The organism is Flavihumibacter cheonanensis (genome assembly GCF_022352215.1).
Classification (GTDB): Bacteria; Bacteroidota; Bacteroidia; order Chitinophagales; family Chitinophagaceae; genus Flavihumibacter; species Flavihumibacter cheonanensis.
Window position 1 is genome coordinate 1 of record NZ_JAKRWF010000001.1, and the last position, 23,075, is coordinate 23,075.

Annotated in this window: 24 protein-coding genes; 8 read left to right on the forward strand and 16 right to left on the reverse strand. The window is 43.8% G+C overall.

Annotated elements, in window-relative coordinates; all coding sequences use genetic code 11:
• Positions 1–96: 96 nt before the first annotated feature.
• The 3 genes from MD536_RS00005 to MD536_RS00015 form a co-directional block, all read right to left on the reverse strand.
• Positions 97–531: an NAD(P)-binding domain-containing protein gene (locus tag MD536_RS00005; RefSeq protein WP_239594638.1), complete on the reverse strand. Its 435-nt coding sequence runs from the start codon at positions 529–531 to the stop codon at positions 97–99.
• Positions 532–636: 105 nt separating this feature from the next.
• Positions 637–1,218, reverse strand: coding sequence for a Crp/Fnr family transcriptional regulator (locus MD536_RS00010; protein ID WP_239594639.1), 582 nt, complete (start codon positions 1,216–1,218; stop codon positions 637–639).
• An 11-nt stretch (positions 1,219–1,229) separates the two neighbouring features.
• Complete coding sequence (locus tag MD536_RS00015; RefSeq protein ID WP_239594640.1) at positions 1,230–1,871, reverse strand: (4Fe-4S)-binding protein; 642 nt, start codon at positions 1,869–1,871, stop codon at positions 1,230–1,232.
• Positions 1,872–1,945: 74 nt separating this feature from the next.
• Between MD536_RS00015 and MD536_RS00020 the strand changes: the two genes are divergently transcribed.
• From MD536_RS00020 to MD536_RS00035, 4 genes are all read left to right on the forward strand, one after another.
• Positions 1,946–2,311, forward strand: coding sequence for a hypothetical protein (locus MD536_RS00020; protein WP_239594641.1), 366 nt, complete (start codon positions 1,946–1,948; stop codon positions 2,309–2,311).
• Between the two features lie 75 nt (positions 2,312–2,386).
• Complete coding sequence (locus MD536_RS00025) at positions 2,387–3,496, forward strand: efflux RND transporter periplasmic adaptor subunit (RefSeq protein WP_239594642.1); 1,110 nt, start codon at positions 2,387–2,389, stop codon at positions 3,494–3,496.
• Positions 3,497–3,527: 31 nt separating this feature from the next.
• The gene (locus MD536_RS00030) at positions 3,528–3,980 is read left to right on the forward strand and encodes an efflux RND transporter permease subunit (protein WP_239594643.1); all 453 of its coding nucleotides are present in this window, start codon (positions 3,528–3,530) and stop codon (positions 3,978–3,980) included.
• Entirely contained in the window at positions 3,949–5,145 is a 1,197-nt protein-coding gene (locus tag MD536_RS00035; RefSeq protein ID WP_317208114.1) for a hemolysin family protein, read from the forward strand. The genes MD536_RS00030 and MD536_RS00035 overlap by 32 nt, the downstream gene beginning before the upstream one ends.
• Here the strand turns inward: MD536_RS00035 and MD536_RS00040 are convergent.
• From MD536_RS00040 to MD536_RS00065, 6 genes are all read right to left on the reverse strand, one after another.
• Positions 5,140–6,318: a TolC family protein gene (locus MD536_RS00040; protein WP_239594645.1), complete on the reverse strand. Its 1,179-nt coding sequence runs from the start codon at positions 6,316–6,318 to the stop codon at positions 5,140–5,142. The genes MD536_RS00035 and MD536_RS00040 overlap by 6 nt on opposite strands.
• A 3-nt stretch (positions 6,319–6,321) precedes the next feature.
• Entirely contained in the window at positions 6,322–9,402 is a 3,081-nt protein-coding gene (locus tag MD536_RS00045; RefSeq protein ID WP_239594646.1) for an efflux RND transporter permease subunit, read from the reverse strand.
• An 11-nt stretch (positions 9,403–9,413) separates the two neighbouring features.
• Positions 9,414–10,925: an efflux RND transporter periplasmic adaptor subunit gene (locus MD536_RS00050; RefSeq protein ID WP_239594647.1), complete on the reverse strand. Its 1,512-nt coding sequence runs from the start codon at positions 10,923–10,925 to the stop codon at positions 9,414–9,416.
• Positions 10,926–10,940: 15 nt separating this feature from the next.
• Positions 10,941–11,186 carry a hypothetical protein gene (locus MD536_RS00055; RefSeq protein ID WP_239594648.1) on the reverse strand — a complete coding sequence of 82 codons (246 nt, stop codon included), beginning with the start codon at positions 11,184–11,186 and terminating at the stop codon, positions 10,941–10,943.
• Between the two features lie 96 nt (positions 11,187–11,282).
• The gene (locus MD536_RS00060) at positions 11,283–11,669 is read right to left on the reverse strand and encodes a DUF6769 family protein (protein WP_239594649.1); all 387 of its coding nucleotides are present in this window, start codon (positions 11,667–11,669) and stop codon (positions 11,283–11,285) included.
• 47 nt (positions 11,670–11,716) lie between these two features.
• The gene (locus MD536_RS00065) at positions 11,717–12,691 is read right to left on the reverse strand and encodes a DUF1259 domain-containing protein (protein WP_239594650.1); all 975 of its coding nucleotides are present in this window, start codon (positions 12,689–12,691) and stop codon (positions 11,717–11,719) included.
• A gap of 112 nt (positions 12,692–12,803) precedes the next feature.
• Here MD536_RS00065 and MD536_RS00070 point away from each other — a divergent pair, with 112 nt between their 5' ends.
• Complete coding sequence (locus MD536_RS00070) at positions 12,804–13,187, forward strand: Crp/Fnr family transcriptional regulator (RefSeq protein WP_239594651.1); 384 nt, start codon at positions 12,804–12,806, stop codon at positions 13,185–13,187.
• A 242-nt stretch (positions 13,188–13,429) separates the two neighbouring features.
• The gene (locus tag MD536_RS00075; protein ID WP_239594652.1) at positions 13,430–14,371 is read left to right on the forward strand and encodes an NAD(P)-dependent alcohol dehydrogenase; all 942 of its coding nucleotides are present in this window, start codon (positions 13,430–13,432) and stop codon (positions 14,369–14,371) included.
• On the opposite strand, the gene MD536_RS00080 is transcribed toward MD536_RS00075, so the two are convergent.
• The 5 genes from MD536_RS00080 to MD536_RS00100 all read right to left on the reverse strand — a co-directional run bounded on the left by MD536_RS00080 (position 14,349) and on the right by MD536_RS00100 (position 18,593).
• Complete coding sequence (locus MD536_RS00080; protein WP_239594653.1) at positions 14,349–15,122, reverse strand: metallophosphoesterase family protein; 774 nt, start codon at positions 15,120–15,122, stop codon at positions 14,349–14,351. The genes MD536_RS00075 and MD536_RS00080 overlap by 23 nt on opposite strands.
• Entirely contained in the window at positions 15,119–16,183 is a 1,065-nt protein-coding gene (gene arsB, locus MD536_RS00085; protein WP_239594654.1) for an ACR3 family arsenite efflux transporter, read from the reverse strand. The genes MD536_RS00080 and arsB overlap by 4 nt, the downstream gene beginning before the upstream one ends.
• A 4-nt stretch (positions 16,184–16,187) precedes the next feature.
• The gene (locus MD536_RS00090) at positions 16,188–16,637 is read right to left on the reverse strand and encodes a DinB family protein (RefSeq protein WP_239594655.1); all 450 of its coding nucleotides are present in this window, start codon (positions 16,635–16,637) and stop codon (positions 16,188–16,190) included.
• Positions 16,638–16,654: 17 nt separating this feature from the next.
• Entirely contained in the window at positions 16,655–16,984 is a 330-nt protein-coding gene (locus tag MD536_RS00095) for an ArsR/SmtB family transcription factor (RefSeq protein ID WP_239594656.1), read from the reverse strand.
• Between the two features lie 61 nt (positions 16,985–17,045).
• On the reverse strand, positions 17,046–18,593 hold the full coding sequence (locus tag MD536_RS00100) for a glycosyltransferase family protein (protein ID WP_239594657.1): 1,548 nt from the start codon (positions 18,591–18,593) through the stop codon (positions 17,046–17,048).
• Positions 18,594–18,689: 96 nt separating this feature from the next.
• On the opposite strand from MD536_RS00100, the gene MD536_RS00105 reads away from it, so the two are divergent.
• Both MD536_RS00105 and MD536_RS00110 read left to right on the forward strand, forming a co-directional pair.
• The gene (locus MD536_RS00105; RefSeq protein WP_239594658.1) at positions 18,690–19,325 is read left to right on the forward strand and encodes a hypothetical protein; all 636 of its coding nucleotides are present in this window, start codon (positions 18,690–18,692) and stop codon (positions 19,323–19,325) included.
• 83 nt (positions 19,326–19,408) lie between these two features.
• A complete protein-coding gene (locus tag MD536_RS00110; RefSeq protein ID WP_239594659.1) occupies positions 19,409–20,242 on the forward strand; it encodes a hypothetical protein in 834 nt (277 codons plus the stop codon).
• Here MD536_RS00110 and MD536_RS00115 read toward each other — a convergent pair.
• Both MD536_RS00115 and MD536_RS00120 read right to left on the reverse strand, forming a co-directional pair.
• Complete coding sequence (locus MD536_RS00115) at positions 20,239–20,697, reverse strand: (2Fe-2S)-binding protein (RefSeq protein ID WP_239594660.1); 459 nt, start codon at positions 20,695–20,697, stop codon at positions 20,239–20,241. The genes MD536_RS00110 and MD536_RS00115 overlap by 4 nt on opposite strands.
• Positions 20,698–20,715: 18 nt before the next feature.
• Positions 20,716–22,980 carry a xanthine dehydrogenase family protein molybdopterin-binding subunit gene (locus MD536_RS00120; RefSeq protein ID WP_239594661.1) on the reverse strand — a complete coding sequence of 755 codons (2,265 nt, stop codon included), beginning with the start codon at positions 22,978–22,980 and terminating at the stop codon, positions 20,716–20,718.
• Positions 22,981–23,075: the final 95 nt, after the last annotated feature.

A 23,075-nucleotide genomic window follows, 5' to 3' on the forward strand; every position in this document is an offset into this window, starting at 1 on the left:
ACTGAGTTGTTTGTAATTTTTTGACATAAGCAATCCAAAGATTGCACTACTCAGTCAAATGACAAAATGACCTCAAAATCATTTTGTCATTTGTTTTCAAAAATTGCACTTATCTGTTGAACTCAGCTTTTGAATGATGGATTGAATTTCTTCTAAGGTTGCTTTTACTACTTTGGAGTTGGGTAACAGATTTTGTAACGCTTCTTGCGAGCTGTTATAAGAATTGTTTAGCGAGATGACAATTTTCTGATTGGATACTTCCCGGATCTTCTCTGCGATTTCTTTTTCAGCCTGATAAGGAACTGCCAAAATAATTAGGTCTGCCTCCCAGGAAGCATCTGTAGGACATTCCAGTACTTCCACTTCTGCAGAGGCTGTATTATTGGTTATGTCTTGTGCTACATTCTCTACCTTTTCTTTTTCATTGGCGATGAGCAGGAGCCGGTTATTCCCTTTGGCCAATATTTTGGATATTGCTGCACCCCTATTTCCGGATGCGCCGATCACTGCTATGGTTTGTTTTGTGCTCATCATCTTCCTTTTTGATAACACAAAGCTACTGCCACAGCAGGGCCTGCTCCATTACGTTGGAGCAAGAAATTCCCTTGATTTTAATCAATGACTGATAACTGCGACTTATTTTTTACCTGATACCCGTCCGCGTACTCTGCTAAGTGTTTCCGGCGTAAGACCCATATAGGAGGCAATCATGTGTTGAGGTACACGCTGAACGATGCTAGGATAGAGGGCAATGAGATTCTTGTATCGTTCTTCAATTGGTAAACTGATAATCGATGTAAGTCTTCTTTGCAGCGCGATATATGCACCGGTTATTTGCAGGCGGATATAGGTTTCATATTTCGGTACTTTTTGCAGCAGTTCTTCATGTGCCGCTTTACTGATCAGGACCAGTTCGGCATCTTCTATCGCATCTATATGATACGTTGCTGGTTCGCCCGTGAGAAAACTGTACAGATCAGAGATGGTCCATCCTTCCAACGCAAACTGCGTGATACGTTCCGTTCCGGCGTCATCTATTACATAAGATTTCAGCGCGCCTTTTTCTACAAATGCGATGTATTTGCAGATATCCCCTTCCTGCAGCAGGTATTGTTTCTTGCGTAATTTCTTAGGGGTGAGAAAGGTTTTAATAGTTTCCTGCTCCTCTGAAGTTAAAGGAACTTTTTCATTGAATGCCTGGAAAAAGAGTTCGTACATGATCAGCAGTTCTATACTTTTTTATTATCAATAAATACCAGCGCGCCGGACGGGCACCTCTTTACCTGTTCTTCCACTCGCTCTTTATCTGCTCCCTCCGGCTCAATCCATTTTTTCTGTGTCGGCTTAAACACCTGGGGCAACTGTTTCCAGCAACGGGTGGAGTGCTGACAGAGTTCCGGTTTCCATTCAACGGTTACTTCTTCCGTACTGTAGCGGATGGTTTTGGTTTCGGGTTCCCGGAAGGCAAACATGCGGACTTTGACTTCGCCCTGTAAAATTTTGCTAACGGGACAATTTTTAGCAATCTCCTGCAGGCGCAAACGCTGGTCATCCGGTACCCCGGCAGGAAAAATCAAATCACAATCGATATAACTGGTGATCACTTCATTTTTTGTTTCCTGGTACATATTGGCATGAATCGTCAGATTGGGAATATCCCATTGCTTACGATCGATATACATGCGAAGCGTTATCAGTTTGCAGGAAATCAAAGAAGATAATAACAAGCTGTAGGGATCCGGTCCCGTATCTTTTCCTCCCAATGAAGCCGGCTCATCCGCAATGATTTTTCCATTCCGCCATTCAATGGTACACTGGTATTTTTCGGTTTCGATGGTGCCCATCAAAGGCTTTTCCATTTTGTATTGCATAAACTTTCTAATTATCAAAAAGCTACTATTTTTTGGCCTACTAGAAATATTAATTATTCGTCTATCTTTGCGCTGTGAAAAAGTTGGTTACCTTCCTATTGCTCATCGTTCATATTAACGGGGCCATGTTTCTGCCGCAACAGCAGGAAGTGGATGTGTATGATCGCCATGGCCAGCAACTGGATGATATCAACTCCCTGGCTGAATTTCTTACGGAGGTGGTTTTTGGATACGTGGATGATACCCCCGAAGATGAAGACAGCGACAACGGACAAAAGTTTCAGCAGTTGCAACTGGTCTATTATGACTATTTACCTCATTATGAGCTGATTAATCCGGTTATTGGAGTATCGGGAAATACCCCTCCGGCTTATTACATCAATACCATGCTCGATCGTTTATCAGGCGATATTTTTTCTCCCCCTCCTGAACTGGCATAGTGTATTCTCTTAGAACGTATTTTTTGGTCCATCAGGCTCTAATCGCCTGTATTCTCTATTAATTTATTCAGTTTTATGAATTATCATATCTATCACCTTAACAGGTGGTGCACTATCCTGTTTACAGGTATAGCTTACTTATTGGTTTCCTGCACTTCAACTGAAAAACCAGCCACCGAAGAGAAAACAAATTTTCAGGTTATTCACCCGGTAAAACTCGATACCAGTTTTCAGAAAGAATATGTCGCTTCTATTCAATCTGTCCAACAGGTTGAAATTCGTTCCAGAGTAGCCGGATTTATTGAAAAGATCCTGGTTGATGAAGGGCAATCCGTTGCAGCCGGACAGGTTTTATTTCAGTTAAACAGTCGCGCTTTCCGGGAAGATTTACTTAAATCCAGGGCACAATTGAAATCTTTGCAAGCAGAATTGAAAGCCGTAGAACTGGAGTTGCAGAATGCACAATTACTAACGGATAAGAACATTATTTCCAGTGCAGAAATTGATTTAATTAATGCAAAAAAGGCAGCTGCAGCAGCAAAAATTGAAGAAGCAACAGCTGCGGTATCACTGGCAGAATTGAATTTGTCCTTTACACAGATTCGGGCTCCTTTTGCAGGGAAGATCAACCGAATACCTAATAAAACCGGAAGTTTGGTAGACGAAGGGGCATTGTTGACTACTTTGTCGAATGACCAGGAAGTGTTTGCCTATTTCAATCTCTCTGAAAAAGAATACCTGGACATGCAAAAAGAAACCGGCACCCGCAATCTAAAGGTGTCGATGAAGCTGGCGAACGGTGAGCTTTATCCGGTAATGGGTACAGTTGAAACGATTGAATCGGAAATAAATCAGGCTTCCGGCACCCTTGCATTTCGGGCACGTTTTTCCAATAAAAAGGGTTGGTTGAAACACGGCGCTACTGCCAAAGTGATTCGGGAAATGGAAGTAAAAGAGGTATTCGCCATACCTCAACGGTCCACTTTTGAAGTGCAGGATCAGCTCAATGTCTATGTTGTTGATTCTGCCAACCGGGTACGAATAAGAAGAATTATTCCCAAAGGCCGGTTGCCTCATCTTTTCCTGGTGGAATCCGGAATTTCAGCCACTGACCGCATTATTTATGAAGGGGTACAGCTGGCACGGGAAGGCGAGCTGGTTCAACCGGAACTGGTGAAACGTTGATTTTTATTCTTCAACTTTAATTCAATCCTACATGACGGTCAAGTTTATACGCAGACCTCTCTTATCTATTGTCATATCTGTAATTATTGCACTGCTAGGAATTTTATCCTTGTTCCGGCTGCCCATGACCCAGTTTCCAAGTGTGGCTCCGCCAGAAGTAAATGTTACTGTGGAATATACCGGGGCCAACGCGGAAACGGTAACCAAAGCAGCCCTTGTTCCATTGGAAAGAGCTATCAATGGCGTGCCCGGAATGAAGTATATGTCATCCGATGCCGGAAATGATGGAGTGGGAGTGGTACAGGTAATTTTTGAAATTGGAACAGATCCCGATGTGGCGGCAATCAATGTACAGAACAGGGTAGCAGCCGTTACCGCCGAACTACCAGCCGAGGTTACAAAGAATGGGGTGAAAATTGCGAAGGAAGAAAATGCGATGTTGCTGTATCTGAATATCTACAGCAGTAACCCGGAACACCAGTAAAAATTTCTTTACAGCAAAAGCTGCGCTCAAGCTTTCTGAAAATCCCAATACGTTTTTATCTACAGTGCAGATTGGAATCACGCTGATCGGCATTCTGACCGGTATTTACAGTGGTGAAAAAATTACGGAAGATGTAAAAGCGTTTATAAGCAGTATTTCCTTTTTACAGCCTTATGCTGATACAGTTTCTGTTGCGGTGGTGCTGATCGTATTGACTTTTTTCTCCATCGTATTTGGAGAACTGATCCCTAAACGTATTGGCCTGATGTTCCCGGAAACTATTGCCAAACTGGTAGCGCAACCAATGAACCTGTTATCGGTAATTACAAAGCCATTCATCTGGCTGCTTACCATTACTAATAACTTTTTCCTGGGATTGTTTGGTTTGAAGAATAAGGAAGAAGGGATTGTTAGTGAAGAAGAAATCAAAGCCATCATTCAGGATAGTACAGACAGCGGAGAGATACAGGAGATTGAGCAGGATATTGTAGAAAGAGTGTTTGCGCTTGGTGATCGAAAAGTAAATGAATTAATGACACATCGAAGCGACCTGGTGTATATGGATTACAAAGATGAACTTACAGAAATAGCCAGAAAAATTTCAGAGGAGCCTCATTCGGTATATCCGGTTATCCAGGGTTCACTTGATAAAATTAAAGGGGTTATTTCGGTAAAAGATTTGTTTCCGGTGATCTGCGGTAGACAGGCATTTGAAATTGATCAGTTTATTCGCCAGCCGCTTTATCTGCATGGTTCTACTCCGGCTTACAGGGTGCTGGAGAAATTTCGGAAAGAAAAAATGCATGTTGGATTGGTAATTGATGAATATGGGGCATTGGAAGGACTTGTTACAATGGATGACATTCTGGATGCACTGGTAGGAGATGTCACAGAATACAACCAGGCCGAATATGCAATTATTGAAACTGGACTTGATCAGTGGGTTGCAGACGGTCAGTATTCTTATTTTGAGTTCCTGCATTTTTTCTCCATTGAAGAAACCGATCAGGATAGTGATTTCAATACACTGGGAGGCTTTCTGCTACAGGAACTGGATCATATTCCAGCAGTAGGTGAAAAATTAAACTGGAATGGTTTAGGTTTCGAAATTCTGGAGATGGATCATCTCCGCATTGAAAAAATCAGGATTAAAAAATTATCATAACTGGTATTTGAAAAGCCTGGCTAAGGTTTGCTGGTATTCATGTTCCAATCGTAAATACATATCAACCGCCTGGTAATAGTAGGACTCTTCCATGAAATATTGAATAACAGTAATTTGGCCAAGCTGAAGTGCTTTGTTCAACAGGTATTCATTGTTCAGGGAATCAAGGGTCGACTTATAATTTTTCATTGCAGTTTCCCGCACTGCCAGTTGTTCATAGAGTTGCTGGTGTTCCTTGCTATGTTCAAGGCGACTGCTAATTTCTAATTGCTGTGCATGCTCTGCCTGCTTTCTGGCGGCTTCCAGTCTGCCCCGGTTTTCCCAAAGCGGAATGACAATGCCTCCATGAATTCCCTTGTAGCTTTGCCCGAGTATTCCCTGAGAATGGTATCCGGCTTCGAACTTGGGCAGATTCAATGCTTTCTGTACCAGCACCTGTTGCTGGCTGATGATCTTTTCCTGCTCCAACGATTGGATGACAGGATCATTCGCTTCAATTATACTATCTATCCATTCGAAATTAGGTATGTCCGGATATGCCGGGTAGCTGCTGTCTTTAAAATGGAAGGTGGTTCCACCATTTAATTCTGCAAGTTTGGTATGGATTATTTGTTGTTCATTTTCAAGTAAGGCCAGTTCATTTTGTATGGTCACCAACTGCAACCGGGCCTTGTTATAATCAAGAATGGTAACGGCAGCCTGTTCCAGTTTTTTAGCATAGTCAGTAACCAGTTTTTGAGTTTTTGTCAGTCTTGCCTGAACTATGTTTCGTTTTTTGTTCAGATAAATCAATTGAATCAGCTGCAGTTTGGCTTCCAGCAAAATAGTTTGCTCATAGGCCCGGAGATAGGGTTGCGATTGATTGATCTGCAGCTGCGATACTGTTTTCTTTCTTTTATACACAGATGGAAAATCAAGTCGCTGGGTAATAGCAAAATCCCGTTGATTGCCTGCGCCTGCTGGCGAGCCAAACATGTAATCATATTCAACCAATGGATCAGTAATTGTTAAGCCTGTCTTCGATACTGCATTTTTTGCCGACCAGAATTTCTGGTTGGTTTTTATAGCCAGATTATTGATGCGAACAGCATCCAATGCCTGTTGCAGCTGTTCCTGCCCGTTCACTGTAAGAACTGAATTTAAAATGAAGCATCCAATGAAGAAGTATCGCATGTCTTATTTCTTATTATTTGAAAGGAAATAAACGATCGGAATTACAAAGAGATTAAGCAAGGTTGCACTCAGGAGTCCGCCCAGTATGACTTTAGCCATGGGGCTTTGGATTTCATTGCCTGGTAAATCGCCACCGAGCGCAAGTGGAATCAGCGCGAGCCCTGCAGTTAAAGCAGTCATCAAAATGGGAGATAAGCGGTCTTTCGATCCTTCGACAATTGCCCGCCTTAGTTCCATGCCTTCTGATTGCAGTGTTTTGTAATGGGATATAAGTAGTATACCATTTCTTGTGGCAATCCCAAATAATGTGATAAAGCCAATTATTGCCGGAATGCTGATGATTCCTGAGCTGAAATAAATACTGAGTACACCGCCGATTAAAGCCAATGGCAAATTCAATAAGATGATTCCGGCTGTTTTCAAAGATTGGAATTCATGGTACAGCAGGAAGAATATAATAACTATGGCAAGAAGTGAGGTGTAGACCAGGGTTGCCGATGCTTCCTTCTCTGCCTCAAACTGTCCGCCGTATTCAATGCGGTATCCTTGTGGAAGTTGTAGCTTGCTGTTAACTTCCTGCTGAATGGCAGCTACGGCAGATTTCTGATCCCTTCCGGCTACATTTACCGATACAACTGTTTTTCTTTCAACATTTTCTCTGTTAATGGTATTCGGACCGGATGCCGATACCAATTCTGCCACTGAACTCAGTGGAATTTTTTGTCCGTCAGCTGCATCGATAAGTGTATTCCTGAGTTTGTCCAGGCTTCCCCGATTACTGCTGTCGAATCTCAACACCAAATCGAATCGCTTGTTTTCATCATACACTTCTCCTACTTTTTCACCGGCAAATGCTACATCAATAAAATTGGTAAAATCTCCAATGGTGATGCCATAATAGGCCAGGCGTTCCCGGTTGGGCTTTATCTGGATTTGAGGAATTTCCACTTGTTGTTCCACACTGATATCAACGAGTCCGGGTATGTTTTCAATAGCAGCTTTCACCTCGTTGGATAAGGAGAATAATTTATTCAGATCTGTGCCAAATAACTTGATAGCAATATTGGCCCGGGTACCTGATAACATATGATCAATCCGGTGACCGATGGGTTGCCCGATGGTAATATTAACACCGGAAATCTCTTGCATTTTTTCTCTTACTTCCTCCAGGAATGCTTCTCTTGAACGGTCTTTCAGCACAAATGGAGCATCAATTTCAGAAGCATTTACACCTTGTGCATGCTCATCCAGTTCTGCCCGGCCGGTCCTGCGGGTTGTCATGCTGATCTCCGGAATGGTTAATAGTGCCTGTTCCACTTTAGTACCAATTGCATTGCTTTCTTCCAGTGAAATGCCAGGCAAACTGGTAGCACTGACCACCAGGGAACCTTCATTAAATTCTGGTAAGAAACTGCGACCCAGTTTGCTTAAGAGAAGGAGAGCACCAACAAAAAGCAGGAGGGCTGTAAATAAAATCGGTTTCGGAATTTTTAATGCCGGAATCAATAATTTTTCATAACCGGCTGTCAATTTCTGAACCAACCAGCTTTCTTTCTTTTGCTTTAGCAGCATTGATTCATTCGTAAGCAGGTAGCTGCACAATACCGGTGTAAGTGTAATGGCTACAATCAGGGAGGCAAATAATGCCACAATAAAGGAAATGCCTAACGGAGCAAGTAATCTTCCTTCCATACCCGAAAGAAAGAACAGGGGAAGAAAGGCAACGATGATAATAAAGGTTGCGTTAATAACAGAACTACGGATTTCAACAGACGCATCATATATTACCTTAAGGTTCGATTGTCTTTGTTCAGGTGGTCTGCCAGCATTTTCTTTTAAGCGACGAAATACATTTTCCACATCAATAATGGCATCGTCTACCAGATCACCAATAGCAATTGCCATTCCTCCCAAACTCATGGTATTGATGGTGAAACCCATGAGTTTCAGCGCCAGAATGGCAGTAAGCAAACTGATTGGAATAGCCAGCAGGGAAATCAGCGTGGCTCTTGTATTCATTAAAAACAGAAATAAAATCAGCACAACAAATAAGGACCCTTCCAGTAATACCTGTTTTATGTTACCAATGGATGCATTGATAAAATCTGCCTGCCGGAATATTTTTGTATTGATGGTTAAATCTTTTGGGAGCGTCTTTTGTAAACCAGCAATCGCAGTGTCAATCTGATCGGTCAGTTCCAGTGTATTGGTACCTGGCTGCTTCATAACAGTGAGAATCACAGCCGGCTCACCCTTAAAAGAGCCATCTCCGATTTTGACCGCCTCACCAATAACAATACTGGCTATATCTTCCAGTTTAACAGGCAGACCATTGGTGGTTTTGACAACTGATTTTCCCAGTTCCTGCAGCTCATTGGTGCGTCCAATTCCCCTGATGATGTATTCATTGCTGTATTCATTCATGAAGCCACCGGAGGCATTGAGGTTGGCTTGTTGGGCTGTTGTTAAAAGCTCTTCCAGGGTAATATTGTAATAGGCCATCTTTTGCGGGGAAGCCAGGACCTGGTATTGTTTGTAAGCGCCTCCGATCACAACCACCTGGGAAACTCCGCCAATGGAAAGTAATCGTGGCCGGATATTCCAGTCTGCAATGGTGCGTAGCTCCATCGGAGAGGTTTGGCTTCCGGTTACACTGATCAGCATAATTTCACCCATGATGGAGGATTGGGGAGCCATCACGGGTGCATTGACACCTGCGGGTAATTGATTGGCCAGCATGCCAAGTTTTTCACTAACAATCTGCCGGGCGCGATAAATTTCAGTACCCCAGTCAAACTCCACCCAAACAATGGAAATTCCTGCTGAAGAACTGGAACGCACTCTCCTTACATTGCCTGCCCCATTAACCGCAGTTTCAACCGGAAAACTTACCATTCGTTCCACTTCTTCGGGAGCCATTCCATGTGCTTCTGTGAGAATGACTACAGTGGGGGCTGTTAAATCCGGAAATACATCCACTTCCATGCGGTTGGCAGTATATGTTCCGGTTATAATAAGTAATGCGGAAATCGCCAGTACTATATACCTGTTCTGTATTGATCCAAGTATGATCCTGTTCAACATCTTGTTAGGGTTTAATGCTCATGGCCATGGGCAGGCAGCGCACTGCTTGCAGAAGCCAGTTTGATTTGATAGGCACCTTTTGTAACCACCCGCTCTCCTTGCTTTATGCCGGTAAGGATTTGTACCCTTTTGCCATCCCGGGCACCGGTTTGTACTTCTCTTTTTTGAAAGCTTTCACCTGCTGTTTGCACATATACTGAAAAATTTCCCTGCTCTTCCAGTAATGCAGTAACGGGAATGGTAATAGAAGATTCAAGCGAATCCGTTTTAAGAAATACATCTGCAAAAGAACCGGGTAAAAATTCCGGACGGTTATCAATTTCGAAATGCAGTGGTACTGCCGGCAGATTCGGGCTGGTAGTTGTTGCAAATGAAATCAGTTTTCCATGCAATGCTTCTGTAGTGTATAACTGATCATTCTGAAGAATGGTAAAATCAGCGCCTCTGATTTTCTTAAGAGATGCCGCATGTTTCATAGGCAAATCAGCTTTCAGCAGGATTTTTTTGTTCTGGCTGATTACAGCAAGTGGTTGTCCGGGTTGAACATATTGACCATCGTTCACCAGCACCGTACCCAGAAAACCATTTATGGGTGCGATGACTGATTTCCCGGATTGGCCATACTGATTCGTAAGGTTTTTTAATTGGATCTGACTGTTCCTGTACCGCAATTCTGTTGCCTGGTATTCATTTGCTGTAATCAGTTTGTCTGCCATCAATTGTTTGGCCCTTTCATATTCAATACTGGCGGTATTGGCCTCTGCTTTTGCAACTTGTACGGTTGCGTCAATATTGTCAGTGGTGAGTCCGGCACCTTTAATGGTGAACAGAGTAGTCCCTTTACGGACAGGTGTACCCAGAATGGTTTTATTGCCACTAAATTGAAGGATGCCGGCGGTGGGAGCAGCCATTGTTACCTGATCGCCCGGGGCTGCAATGAGTTGGCCGGTAACTTTAATCTGGTCAATAATCCGTTCATTGGTAGCTGGTTCATTGGCGAAGGAAATTCTCCAGGCCTGCTCTTTTAGAAAACTGATATCAGCCGTTGTGGCGGCGGCCGGTTGACTGGAAGCCGATTGCTCATCCGCATAAACCACCACCGGTTCAATGATATGTTCGTCGGTTATGGAGTCAGATTCGATGGTAAAAACCAGTTTGCCTGTGCCGGCGGTTACAGGTTGTAAGGCAAGCCGGAATATACCCGGAGAACCAGGTTCTGCTGCTATAGTTCTGATTCCTTTTCCATTGATGATCAGACTCAGTGTTACCTTCCCCCTGGTAAGTGGTTTGAAGACTTCCCCAAGCACCGTTAAGTGGGTTGCAAAGGAGGAAGTCTTACCAACAATCAAGGGTTTGAATTCCACAAACAATTCGGATTGCTTACTGTATTGGGTATAGGAAATAGCGGCTGGTCCTTCTTCCGGATGACTGCCATCCGCATTATGGGCATGGCTGTCTGGGGCCGGTTGTTTACAACCGATACCTAGTGCCAGCATCAGGCAAACTGTTAAAAACTGCTTCATGCGTTTTTTTGATTTTTAGTGTACATGCTCTTTTCCATCTGCATGGGTATGCGCTTTTCCACTGGTATCCGTTTTTAAGGAATCTGTTTTAGTGGAATCCGTTAGTGTAAACTCCTGTTGTACGGGTTTGGTGGTATCCGTTGCATGGTCAGCGTGCGTAGAACCATCCTCGTGGGTATGAGTCTGTTCTTTCGGAGCGTCATTACAAGACATGATAAAAGATCCTGCTGCCAACAGCAGCAAACTGATGAAAGGCTTCATGATTGTTTATTTAAGAAATGAATAAATGCGGGCCTGCAACTGTAGCCGGCTAAGTCTGCCAGCTAATCAGCTACAACTAATTATGTAAATGGGGGATCAGGCGCTGGGTGGACCGCGCAGCGAATTACCGGGAGGGAATCCGGGATCTGGTTCGAAGGCCTTATTTCCACTAAATAGGGTATCCTGGTTGAATTCCCTGGCCTTAAGCTGAAACGTGAATTGTTCAGGTAAATCAAATTCTACAAGGATGGTATAAGCTGATAAACCGGACTCTTCCTGACGGGTTACTATCTTCCCAAGATCTGCATCATGTGGAAGATCTGAGGCAGGTTCCTCATCATGGTGATGGGTGTGCGCACCGGAACCATGATGGGTATGTTCAGATGTACGCTCTTTATGGTGATGATGGGGAATAAGGCTGTGAATCTGCAAAAGCAGGAATGCCAGCAGAAAAAAGCTACTTATTTTTTTATTGAATCCCATCCGCCCAAAGGTATAAAAATTTAGAATGGCTTTCAGGATGGCTAATTTTATTTTGGGGTACCGGTCTGGTCCAGTGCTTTGCGCAGGGTAATTGCCAGGGAATCAGCATTTCCGACACCCCAGTAATGGAGGAAAAATATCCGGGGATTTTCATGTACCATATGATTGTGTACCGCTACCACTTCAATATTTCCTTCAATCAGGGTTTTGATAACCGGCTCCACCTCATTCTCCAGCATGGCAAAATCACCTGCTACTGCGGCTTTCTCCATGCTGCCCTGCCAGGCTGCCCAGGTATTGAATCCCATAAAACTGCTAACCGGAATCCCATGTTCGCGCAGGTTCACATCCGGCCGTCCGATCGTATACTTATAAACGCCTTTGGCGTATTCACCTGTATAACCCAGGAGGGTATCCAATTTCATCCGGTTTAAGGAATTTACTACGCTGTCGCTTTTACCTTCCTTAGGAATATGCCCTCTAACTTCATTTATTTTGGCCAAAATAGTTTTGACTTTGCCTGCCAGCTCAGGTACTCTGCCTTTTGCATCAATATGCATATACATCACATTCGGACGATTGCGGACAAAATGGTTGTGGATGGCAGTGATCGTAAATCCCTGCCGGATGACCTCGCGTTGAACGGGGGCCAGGTCAGTTTCGGTAAGTACCAGGTCTCCCATCACCATGGCAGTATCTGCACAGGGGGTAAAAGCTACCCAGGTACCAAGTCCCATTGGTGGGATGATTTTAAATCCGTCCACTATGATGGAAAGATCATTCTGGGGGATGGTGATTTTAAATTCTCCATTTTTATAAACCCCTTTTTCACCTGTTATGGATTGGATAATTGCCGTGTCGATCTGAGAGGCTCCCGGTGCACAATAAATGGTATCATTCGATGTGGCTGATGTTGTAGATAGCTCCTTATCATCCTTTTTTAAGGAGGTGCAGGACTTGAATACAATTGTAAACAAAAGCAGTAGTAGAGATGGTGTATTAATCCGAAATTTGTATATCATTGGTTACTTTATAATCAGAAAAAACATTGGTATCATTCTAAAGCTATTAACTTTCGGCCAATGATGAAGTATCTTAGTTGAATAGAATGGTTTTAATTGATAATAAGTTACTATGGAACAGGTGCTTTTTGATTTTATAGAACGTTATATGGAACTTTCGCCGGATGAAAAGCAGCTTATCCGCGAGTTGAGTATCATCAAATCCTACAAAAAAGGTACAATTCTCTTAAAAGAGGGCAAGGTTTCTCATGATAGCTATTTTGTTTTGGAAGGCTGCCTCAGAACCTTCTGCCTGAAAAACAACGAAGAGAAAACTACTGAATTTTATACCGAAATGGAGGCGTTATCCGCTGCTTCTTCTCTTGATGGATCCCCCTTAAAGTATTCTATTTCCTGCGTTGAGGATACCCTCGTTTGCATTTCGAACCCTGAACTTGAACAAGCAGCATTTACCAGGTTCCCCCGTTATGAAATGATGTGCAGAGTATTGTCTTAACAATTAGTTGCTAAAGCCCGATTGGAATTAGACAAGTTTAAAACCTCCTCTGCGGAAGAGCGTTACCTGGCTCTTATAGAATCGCGGCCAGATTTGTTTCAGCGGGTGCCTCAACATCAGTTGGCAAGTTATCTTGGTATTACTCCTGAATCGCTGAGCCGATTAAGAGGCAGGCTGGTTAAACGCCAGCAATCTTACCTATAGTTAAGAAGTTGATGCGTCCAGGTAACCTATACTTGCAGATGCAAACAATGAAAGCTGCCATCTGTACAAGATACGGAGCACCGGAGCAATTGGAGATCCGGGAGCTGCCCAAACCTGTCTGCCAGGAAAATCAACTATTGGTGCGCATTATGGCTGCGTCTGTAAATTCCGGCGATGTAAAAGTTCGCAGTTTGGCAGTTAGCAGGTTTCAAAAATTTATCATGAAGATCATCTTTGGTTTTTATAAACCCCGCAGGTCTATACTGGGGACTGTGTTTTCCGGAATAGTAGAACAGACGGGCAAAAAAACGTCGCGGTTTAAAAAAGGGGACCGGGTTTTCGGTATGACTGGCTTTCGTTTTGGTACCCATGCTGAATACATTACCCTAAATGAAGCCGGCATTGTTGCCTGTATGCCTGCTAATGCAAGTTTTGAGGAAGCTGCTGCCCTTCCTTTTGGATGGCATACCGCGATTTATTTTTTAGACAAAGCAGGTATCCGGAAATTTGAAAATCCCAACGTACTTATTTATGGATCAACCGGATCAGTCGGTAGCGCAGCTGTTCAGGTAGTCAGGTTTTATGGGGCAACCATAACAGCTGTTTGCAGTAGCGCCGGGGGAGAATTAATGGACCAACTGAGAGTAGATAAGGTAGTTTATTACGACCGACTAGATTTTACGCAATTAGATGAAAAATTCGATATCATATTCGATGCAGTGGGTTACACAAATAAAAAAATCTGCCAGCCCCTGTTAAAAAAGGGGGGAAGCTTTCTAACTGTCAATGGCATGGTTATGGCATCTGAGAAAATAGAGCATTTGCAGTTGATCTGCGATTTATTTGAGAAAGGGAAATGTTCTGCTGTTATCGACAAGGTATTCCCATTCAGTGAAATCGTTGCCGCCCACCGATATGTTGATGCCGGAAAAAAGAAAGGAAATGTGGATGTAAGGATTAATATCCCTTTCGTAGCATAGCTGCAAATTCATTTGGCAAGGGACTGTCCTCTATTGCTTTTGCGGCTTTCTCTACATCGTATGCAAACCGGATAAATTCAACCTGTATGGCCTCTTTATTGGTGATGCTGCTTTCGGAGTTGATTGTCAGGATTACATAGCAACCATTAGGAGTACCATCCTTAGGTTTTCCAACCGACCCAATATTGATAGCATGCCGATAGTGCGCTGGTGTAGTTGGTTCAGTTGGCAATATACGATGGTAAGGTTTATGTGTATGTCCGAAGCACAGGATATCTGCATTTGCTTCCTCCATGATGCGTAACAGACTTTTTTCCTCCCTGTCTTCAAAGAGGTATTCATTTATCTTCCTCGGACTTCCATGTACCAGTAAAAGATTGAGTTTGTCATCGTTCAGTTGAAACTCTACCCGGATATGAGCAGGTAAAGTTCTCAGATAGCGGCGTTCATCTTCTTTTACTATTGAATTGGTAAAGCCGATGGAGATTTTGCCCATGTCCTTGTCGGTATCTGTTTTGTAGGCACAACCGCTTTCACCATTCATTAACCCGATGCCCTGATCATAATTCCCTGCAATGGTTGGGATGCCTCTCTTTCTGATTTCGTTGATCACTTCATTGGGCCAAACATTGTATCCAACCAAATCACCCAGGCAATAAATGGCATCCGGTTGGTGTTCTTCCATACTTTTAAAACAAGCTTCCAATGCCGGAAGATTGGCATGTATATCGCTGAACAAGGCTATTCTCATATACTGTAGTATTTATTTCTCAGCCAGAAAGCCACATTCACCAAGGCAATCAAAGCAGGGACTTCCACCAGTGGGCCAATTACCCCGGCAAATGCCTGCCCGCTGTTGATGCCAAATACACCAATCGCCACTGCAATCGCCAGCTCAAAATTGTTGCCTGCCGCTGTGAATGCGATGGAAGCATTCGTGGAATAATCCGCCCCCATTTTTTTACCCAGGAAAAAACTCACGAGGAACATGATTGCGAAATAGATCACCAACGGTATGGCAATTCTTACCACATCAAATGGGATCTGAACAATCAGTTCTCCCTTGAGACTAAACATCACTACAATGGTGAAAAGCAATGCGATTAGGGTTATGGGAGAAATAAAGGGAATGAAACTGTTGTTGTACCATTCATCACCTTTTGCTTTGCGAAGCAGGATCCTTGTAAGGAATCCGGCAACAAAAGGAATCCCCAGATAAATGGCAACACTTTCCGCTATCTGGCCAATGGTGATGTTTACTTCAGAACCTGTAACGCCAAAGAGAGGAGGCAAAACGGTTACAAACAGGTAGGCATAAACGCTGTATAGCAGCACCTGAAAGATACTGTTGAGTGCTACCAGTCCCGCTGCATATTCCCTGCTTCCTTCTGCCAGCTCATTCCATACAATGACCATCGCAATACAGCGTGCGAGGCCTATGAGTATGAGTCCGACCATGTATTCCGGGTAATCTTGCAAAAAAACGATTGCCAGGATAAACATCAGAATGGGGCCAATCACCCAATTCAGAAAAAGCGACATACCCAGCACTTTCGTATTCCGGAATACTTCTTTCAGTTGTTCGTACCGCACTTTGGCAAAGGGCGGATACATCATCAGTATCAGTCCCACTGCCAGTGGAATATTCGTAGTGCCGGAGGAAAAAGAATTGATAAAGCCAGAGGATTCAGGTAAAAAATAACCAATCGCAACGCCCAGTCCCATGGCCAAAAAAATCCATAGGGTTAAATACCGGTCTAAAAAGTTCAACTGTTTTCTTTCATGTGCGGGTGCACAGTTGTTTGCTGACATACTATTACTTGCCGTATTTTAAAATGATCGCTAATTGCCCTGCATGATAGGCGGTATGGGTAGTGATGCGCCCCAGAGCTTCTATTTTCGTTTTGGTACCAAATTCTTTGGTCGTGATGATCTCTTCCCATGCACTATCCGGCTGGTTGAGTAATACCGCTCTTAGTGCTTCATATGCTGTTTGCTGATAGGATAGCAATTCCGACAGATTGGTCCATTCGCCGGTATCTTTTTGTGCTATCACTGTTTTGGCATGTACCTGCAGTCCCTCTGCTTTAAACACATTTTTGGTGAACAGGAGTTCTACATCCGCAATATGCCGGATAAGAAATCCTGCTGAATTCGGCGCATCTCCTAATCGTTTAGTCAGATCCGCTTCGGTGATGGAAGAAAGCTGATTGGTGAACCGGGTTCTGCCTTCGGTCCAGAGTTGTAAGAGGTTTTCGGCTTGCATAATACGTGTGTTTTTAATTAGCAACATTCATTACATCCCTTGTAGCTATCGAACAATTGATTAAGGGATTTCTGTGCTTTTTTCCATTCTTTTTCATCTATGCAATAGCATACTTTGGCACCTTCGATCTCCCCTTTGATGAGCCCGGCTTCTTTCAGTTCTTTTAAATGTTGAGAAACCGTGCTTTGCGAAAGTGGCAGTTCTTCAACGATATCCCCGCACTGACAGGTGGATTTACTTACCAATAGCTTAAGAATGGCAATTCTTGCAGGATGTCCCAGTGCCTTGGCATATTTAGCCAGCAGGTTCTCTTTCGCACTGAATTCGGATGATTTGGTTGCGCCCATTGTATTATTGTATCGCAATATTACGATGGAAAATTTAATTCAGGCAGATTGGAAGAATTTTTTAATCTTTCCCGGATAAATCATACAAATAGGCCGCCGCTTCTGTATCGGCTGTATTGCCATCCGGGTCTGGAATATAACCTATTTGCTTTCCGATAACCTTGCCCATGTAGGCTTTAATCGTATCCGGGAAAGGTTGTTTGCGGGTCCACTGGGTAAAGAAAAACCAGACACGTTTGCGTCCTTTGAATGTATCAATATCTCTGAGTATGGAGTCTGCTGTTGCATAACCAAGACCCGCGATATAGTTGGTGATTCCTTCCTCTGGTCCATAAAACCGAATGGCATAATTCGATTTGAAATAAACATAAAGTATGTCATCCGGTTGCAGTTGTTTTTTAAGTTCTTTTAATACCGGCTGGGCCGACTGGCTATTATAGGGTGGGTGAAGAGGTGGAACAAGGATTAATAGTAATCCGATTGGCAAGGAAACCAAAAGTGTTAAGCTCGTTGAAATAGCAGGTGCTACTGTTTTGGGAACCCATTGTGAAATAGCATTGATTCCTGCCATACCTGTTACTAAAAAAGGCCAGGTTGCATAAATGGATACCCTGCCATCAAAAGGTAAAACCCGGAAAATAGCAAGTACCAAGGCAACAATAACCGACGCCAGCAGCATCACCGTTGCCATGCCAGACTGCTTTCGCAAATAAAGCATACCTGGTACTGAGAGTATCAATAGTGCCCAGGCTATGTATTTCAATTGTGGTAGTTCTTCCGTTGCGAACCAGGCTAATGAAAAACTTAGTTCCTTTTGTAATTTAAATGGTATCCACAGTAAAAAATCCGGAACAGAGCTAAGTGGCGCAAATCCTCTTGACCAGTACTCACTCATGGCCTCTTGTGTGCCGGTACTGATTACAAATTTGGCGTAGTAGGTTAATAAGATACAGGCAACAGCCCAGCTGGCAGCTACCAGCGCAAATTGCCGGACGGATAAAGCTGTTTTCTTTTTTATCAGTTGGAGAAACACCATGCCCAGTACAAAAGGAGCCAGCACTACTGCCGGCATGGAGCAAAAGATGAACAGAAATCCGCCAATGCATAGCACCCATAGCTGTGAAGTTTTCAGTTTTCCTTTAACTAATTGAAGACTGCTCCAAACCAGGAACAGCGCTGCTGTTACATCTCCCGAATATTGTTTGGATTCACCTCCATAGAATACCATCGAAATGCTTAATGCAAATAGGGTAAAAGCCCCTAGCAGGGGTAATCCTTTCAGGAAGTTCTTACAGATGGACAAAAACAATACGAGGGATAGCAAGGATAATACAAAGGGGAAAAATCGAAAAGCATGATCGTTTACACCAAACAGTAATGTAGCTGTTTTTTGAAGCCATAAAAAACCCAGTGGAGCTACCTGGTTGAAATCCAGGCTTTCTGTTGCTAATTGGTAAAAACTTCGTTCACTGACATTGAAAGCAGCTGCCAATTCATCCAGCCACATGGAGGATCTGCTAAAATAATGGACGGCGCGCAATACAACGGCTACTATAAAGACTAACAGCAGCCAAAAATTGAGCTTCCTGGGGCTATAGTCTTTTCTCATATGCTGAATTTAAATAATCTTATAAAACTTACCATAAGATAATTTATCTGTCTGCCCGGATATTGTTATTTGCACACTGCTTTTAATTTCAACACCATGAGAAATTTTCACTTGTCTTTCCTGCTGATTGGCCTTGTATCGCTTTTGAGTTGTAAAGAGGCGCAGGAAGAGAAAACAGTAAAGCCAGTTGATCATCCTGAAATTGAACAGCTTTTCCTCAAGGATATTGAAGTGCGGGAGCTTGATGCCAGAACCGATACGGTAATCCTGGAAAACTTTGATAAAGTGCATCGCAACCGGATTTTTGAGTTGCTGGCAGCCGGCCAGGTGAAGACACCCCTGGATAAATTTCGTGCAGCACTGATCCTGCAACATACTGCTGGTAAACTTTGCGAGGGGGAACTGGGCAGTGTTAGTCCCGAGAATTATTTACTGGCCTACCATCTTTCCAGTGCTGCTTTGCAAGAATTGCAGTCAGCGAATGATACCGCCTCCCTGAAAAAGGAAAACTTCCCAAGAATGGTTGCGTTGAATTATGATCGCTTTCTACTATACACGGAAGGCTATCAGAAATATGGTACCCAATTCGTGTTTGATGCTGCTACCGGAGCTTCGCTGCTGGCACCTATTGATACTACCCTGGCTACAGATGAGGAGCGCATTCGGTTGAATGTAGCGCCCCTGAGTGAGTTGCTTTCCAAACACAAGATGAAGCCGATGCCAGCCAACTAAAAAAAACTGGAGCGTTTACCCAACCCTTTTGTTTCTTGCAGGGGTATATGAATAAACACCTTACCAATTATTAAATGAAACAAATGAAAACCTGTGTTTTATTCGTACTGGCCTCCCTTTTCCTTGCCTGCGGAACTCCCAATATGCAGATTGCCATTCCAGACCGGTTCAAAGAGCAGGCGATCCAGTATCCGGTGAAAATAGCCGGTACCGGGGAGGGCAGAAAGCCTGTCCGGCTAGGGCCTTATTCTACCTCCCGGATCAAACGCGGCTTGCTTACTACCAGGGGCCGATATAACAGGAATGAACAATCGCTCTTACAGGAAAATCTGCTGAATCTGTTTCAGATTGAATTAGGTTCCCTGCGTTCGGTGCAGCGGGATAAATTTGAGTTTAGTTTTACCGATGGGAAACAAGCTGTTCAGGTACTCGCACAGGAACAGGAAATCTCAGAAGGGGCCAGGTTTCAATCCAACACGCGTTGGGTGAGTGAAGTGTACCGGGAGCAGTCTTTTCAATATGCTTTCTCCGCCAGGTTTATACCCCAGAACCCTAATCAAGGCGAGCCATGGAACCTGGTGATGTATAGCAATTATGATTGGTCGATCCAACAACCTTTCCAGGCAGCTGATTTCAATGAGGGTGGTTTGCTGGTTACCGCCGGTGATACGCTTACTATAAAAACAGTACGGGTACAACGTGTGATTGATAAACACGGACAGGAACATGCCATGCCTTTTGCCATCCCCTTCGCTTATGAATTCAGAATCGGCGATGAAGTTTGCGCCATCATTGATACCTGGGGTAAAAACCTGTGGCTCTACAAAGAGTTGGATGAGTCCACCCGGTCCGCCATTGCTGCAGCAACCACAGCCATCCTCTCTAGAAGAATTCAGAACAGGGTAGGAGCAGGTTAACCCTTCCCCATCTCCGCCGCCATATGAATAGCTTCCCGTATTCTCAGATAAGTTCCACAGCGGCAAATATTTCCAGCCATCGCAGCATCAATCTCTTTGTCTGTAGGATTGCTGTTTTTTCTGAGCAAGGCTGCTGCAGACATGATCTGACCGGTTTGGCAATAACCACATTGTGCAACATCCAATTCCAGCCAGGCTTTTTGCACCGGATGTTCATTCGTTTCAGACAAACCTTCTATGGTTACTACTTTTTTACCAGCCGCCTGGCTCACTCTTGTTACACAGGAGCGAACCGCTTCCCCATTCAGATGCACAGTGCAGGCACCGCATTGCGCCATGCCACAACCATATTTGGTTCCAACCAGGTCCAAATGGTCTCTGAGTACCCATAACAATGGTGTTGCAGGATCTACATCCAGGTTGTACGATTTATTATTGATAGTTAAGGAAATCATCGTTGAATAATTTTGTTGTTAGAAAGCTCTTTTTGCACTGTTTAATTGAGGCCCATAAGGCTGATCATAATAACGTTTTCCGGTTGCTCTATACAATGCATTCGCAACTGCCCCAAATACAGGCGGGAACGGCGGCTCACCCAATCCGGTTGGATCAATATCATTCTGCACAAAATGTACTTCGATCTTTTTCGGTGTTTCATTCATGCGGATCATTTTATATCGATGAAAGTTATTCTGTTCAGCTGCTCCTTCCTTATGTGTGAGTGAACCATATAGCGCATTGCCAATACCATCTACTACTGCTCCCTGCACCATATTGGTGGAGGCATCCGGATTTACTACGATACCACAATCAATTGCACTGAATACCTGCTCAACAGTTGGTTTTCCGTCCTTGTTGATGAAATCTATGACATGGGCTGCGTAGGAATTGTGACAGAAATAAGCTGCTACACCGCGACTGTATTTTTTATTTTCTTCCATATTCCAGCCGGATTTTTCTTTTACCAGATTTAATACGCCGGCATAACGGTCAGCATCATACTCTTTGTTTTTTCCAACCGGATTTTCTTTCGCACGCTTTAATAACTCCAGCCTGAAATCAATCGGATCCTTGCCCATTGCTTCTGCTACTTCATCCAGAAAAGATTGTTCCGCAGCGGCATTGAAATTGGATCGTGGTGCTCTGAATGCTCCGATGGTAATATTGGAGGGTATCTCCCAGCCCTCTGCCAGGTAGTTGTCAATTGCACCTGCCGGAAATCTGTTGGCATGAATTGCATGTTCAGGAATACCACCTCCTTTTACATGAAATCCAATCAGGTTTTTATTGGCATCAAGCGCCGCCCGGTAGGTGGCGGTATACATGGGTCGATAAATACCATAGGTCATATCATCTTCCCGGGTATAAATCAGCTTAACCGGAGCGTTTACTTTTTTTGAAATTAAGGCAGCCTCTGCGAGATAATGCCCATAGGCACGGCGACCAAATCCTCCTCCCATCCGGGTCATCTGTATTTCGATTTTATCTGCTGGAAGGCCTAATACTTTGGAAAGCAGGGGCTCCGTCCAGGCGGGTGCCTGCAAGGGTCCTACCAACAATGCTTTGTCAGCTTCAACATGCGCGAAGAAATTCATCGGCTCCATACAGTTATGTGCCAAAAAAGGTGCATTGTAGGTGCGTTCGATGATTTGTGCAGCATTTTTGAACGCTGTTTCCGGATCACCATCTTTTCGTAATTGCTGTGCAGGGCGATTGGCATATTCCTGCATAAGTTTTCGTTGTTCACTGGTAGTTTCCAGTTTTCCAGGAACAATCACTTCTTTTTTACCACCTCTGCCATTGATAATGTCCTTTGTTTCACCTGCCGGCTCCCAGTTTGCTTTCAACTTTTTTCGGGCATTCATCACTTCCCAGGTAGTCTTTCCAACTATCACCAACAATTCATTAAAGCTTCGGGTATCAAAACCTCCCTGCTCCATACCATCTGCGTACAATGTTTGCCGGAATACATCTTTGATCCCGGGCATTTTCAACACTTCTGTTGCATCGAATGATTTTAGTTTCATCCCAAATGCTGGCGGATGTTCAATCATCGCGATCAACATGCCTTCCTGTTTAAAATCGATGCCAAAGAGTGGTTGGCCGGATACGATTTTCTGTCCCTCTACATTCTTTTTTGAATTCCGCACCAGCTTGAGGTTCTTTACATCTTTAAGCTTCATGCCTTTGGGGATGGGTATAGTGGCGGCCTTGGATGCAAATTCTCCATAGGTGCCTGATTTACCTGATTTTTCATGATAGATCATCCCTGCTTTGGCTGTCAGTTCATCTGCTGGCAGATTCCAGGTTTGAGCAGCCGCCAGCAGCAACATTTGTCGCGCTGCAGCACCCGCTTCCCGAAGGGGTTTCCAGTACATCCGGATAGAATTACTTCCACCCGTGAACTGAGGCCCTAATTTTACATTGTCGTGCGGGCCCATTTCCACCACAATTTTGTCCCAGTCTACTTCCAGTTCCTCCGCCACGATCATGGGTAGCGATGTCATTACATTTTGTCCGAACTCCGGATTCGGATTCAATATTTTGATTTTATTGTCCGGTGTGATTTTAATATATCCGGTTATTTCATACCATTGGTCTTCGGCTTCAAGATCTGTTGGCAGTTCTCCTTTTTTGAAAGCGGAGAGAAAGGTGAAGCTGAGTAAGAGTCCGCCTCCGGCAAGTGCGGACGACTTCAGAAAAGTTCGCCGGTTAACGGAGTTGTTGGTCTGGCTCATGGTCGTTTGTTTTACTGTAAGTTACCTTAAATACAATTTTAAAGATCCCATTGTTGAGGATTATAGGAAGTATACAAATTCCGGTTTTTCCTACC

Excerpts from the sequence above, each read along its gene's own strand:
- MD536_RS00005 (WP_239594638.1), bottom strand. The coding sequence starts at position 531 with ATGAGCACAAAACAAACCATAGCAGTGATCGGCGCATCCGGAAATAGG.
- MD536_RS00010 (WP_239594639.1), bottom strand. The coding sequence starts at position 1,218 with ATGTACGAACTCTTTTTCCAGGCATTCAATGAAAAAGTTCCTTTAACT.
- MD536_RS00015 (WP_239594640.1), bottom strand. The coding sequence starts at position 1,871 with ATGCAATACAAAATGGAAAAGCCTTTGATGGGCACCATCGAAACCGAA.
- MD536_RS00025 (WP_239594642.1), top strand. The coding sequence starts at position 2,387 with ATGAATTATCATATCTATCACCTTAACAGGTGGTGCACTATCCTGTTT.
- MD536_RS00030 (WP_239594643.1), top strand. The coding sequence starts at position 3,528 with ATGACGGTCAAGTTTATACGCAGACCTCTCTTATCTATTGTCATATCT.
- MD536_RS00040 (WP_239594645.1), bottom strand. The coding sequence starts at position 6,318 with ATGCGATACTTCTTCATTGGATGCTTCATTTTAAATTCAGTTCTTACA.
- MD536_RS00045 (WP_239594646.1), bottom strand. The coding sequence starts at position 9,402 with ATGTTGAACAGGATCATACTTGGATCAATACAGAACAGGTATATAGTA.
- MD536_RS00050 (WP_239594647.1), bottom strand. The coding sequence starts at position 10,925 with ATGAAGCAGTTTTTAACAGTTTGCCTGATGCTGGCACTAGGTATCGGT.
- MD536_RS00055 (WP_239594648.1), bottom strand. The coding sequence starts at position 11,186 with ATGAAGCCTTTCATCAGTTTGCTGCTGTTGGCAGCAGGATCTTTTATC.
- MD536_RS00060 (WP_239594649.1), bottom strand. The coding sequence starts at position 11,669 with ATGGGATTCAATAAAAAAATAAGTAGCTTTTTTCTGCTGGCATTCCTG.
- MD536_RS00065 (WP_239594650.1), bottom strand. The coding sequence starts at position 12,691 with ATGATATACAAATTTCGGATTAATACACCATCTCTACTACTGCTTTTG.
- MD536_RS00070 (WP_239594651.1), top strand. The coding sequence starts at position 12,804 with ATGGAACAGGTGCTTTTTGATTTTATAGAACGTTATATGGAACTTTCG.
- MD536_RS00075 (WP_239594652.1), top strand. The coding sequence starts at position 13,430 with ATGCAAACAATGAAAGCTGCCATCTGTACAAGATACGGAGCACCGGAG.
- MD536_RS00080 (WP_239594653.1), bottom strand. The coding sequence starts at position 15,122 with ATGAGAATAGCCTTGTTCAGCGATATACATGCCAATCTTCCGGCATTG.
- arsB (WP_239594654.1), bottom strand. The coding sequence starts at position 16,183 with ATGTCAGCAAACAACTGTGCACCCGCACATGAAAGAAAACAGTTGAAC.
- MD536_RS00090 (WP_239594655.1), bottom strand. The coding sequence starts at position 16,637 with ATGCAAGCCGAAAACCTCTTACAACTCTGGACCGAAGGCAGAACCCGG.
- MD536_RS00095 (WP_239594656.1), bottom strand. The coding sequence starts at position 16,984 with ATGGGCGCAACCAAATCATCCGAATTCAGTGCGAAAGAGAACCTGCTG.
- MD536_RS00100 (WP_239594657.1), bottom strand. The coding sequence starts at position 18,593 with ATGAGAAAAGACTATAGCCCCAGGAAGCTCAATTTTTGGCTGCTGTTA.
- MD536_RS00105 (WP_239594658.1), top strand. The coding sequence starts at position 18,690 with ATGAGAAATTTTCACTTGTCTTTCCTGCTGATTGGCCTTGTATCGCTT.
- MD536_RS00110 (WP_239594659.1), top strand. The coding sequence starts at position 19,409 with ATGAAAACCTGTGTTTTATTCGTACTGGCCTCCCTTTTCCTTGCCTGC.
- MD536_RS00115 (WP_239594660.1), bottom strand. The coding sequence starts at position 20,697 with ATGATTTCCTTAACTATCAATAATAAATCGTACAACCTGGATGTAGAT.
- MD536_RS00120 (WP_239594661.1), bottom strand. The coding sequence starts at position 22,980 with ATGAGCCAGACCAACAACTCCGTTAACCGGCGAACTTTTCTGAAGTCG.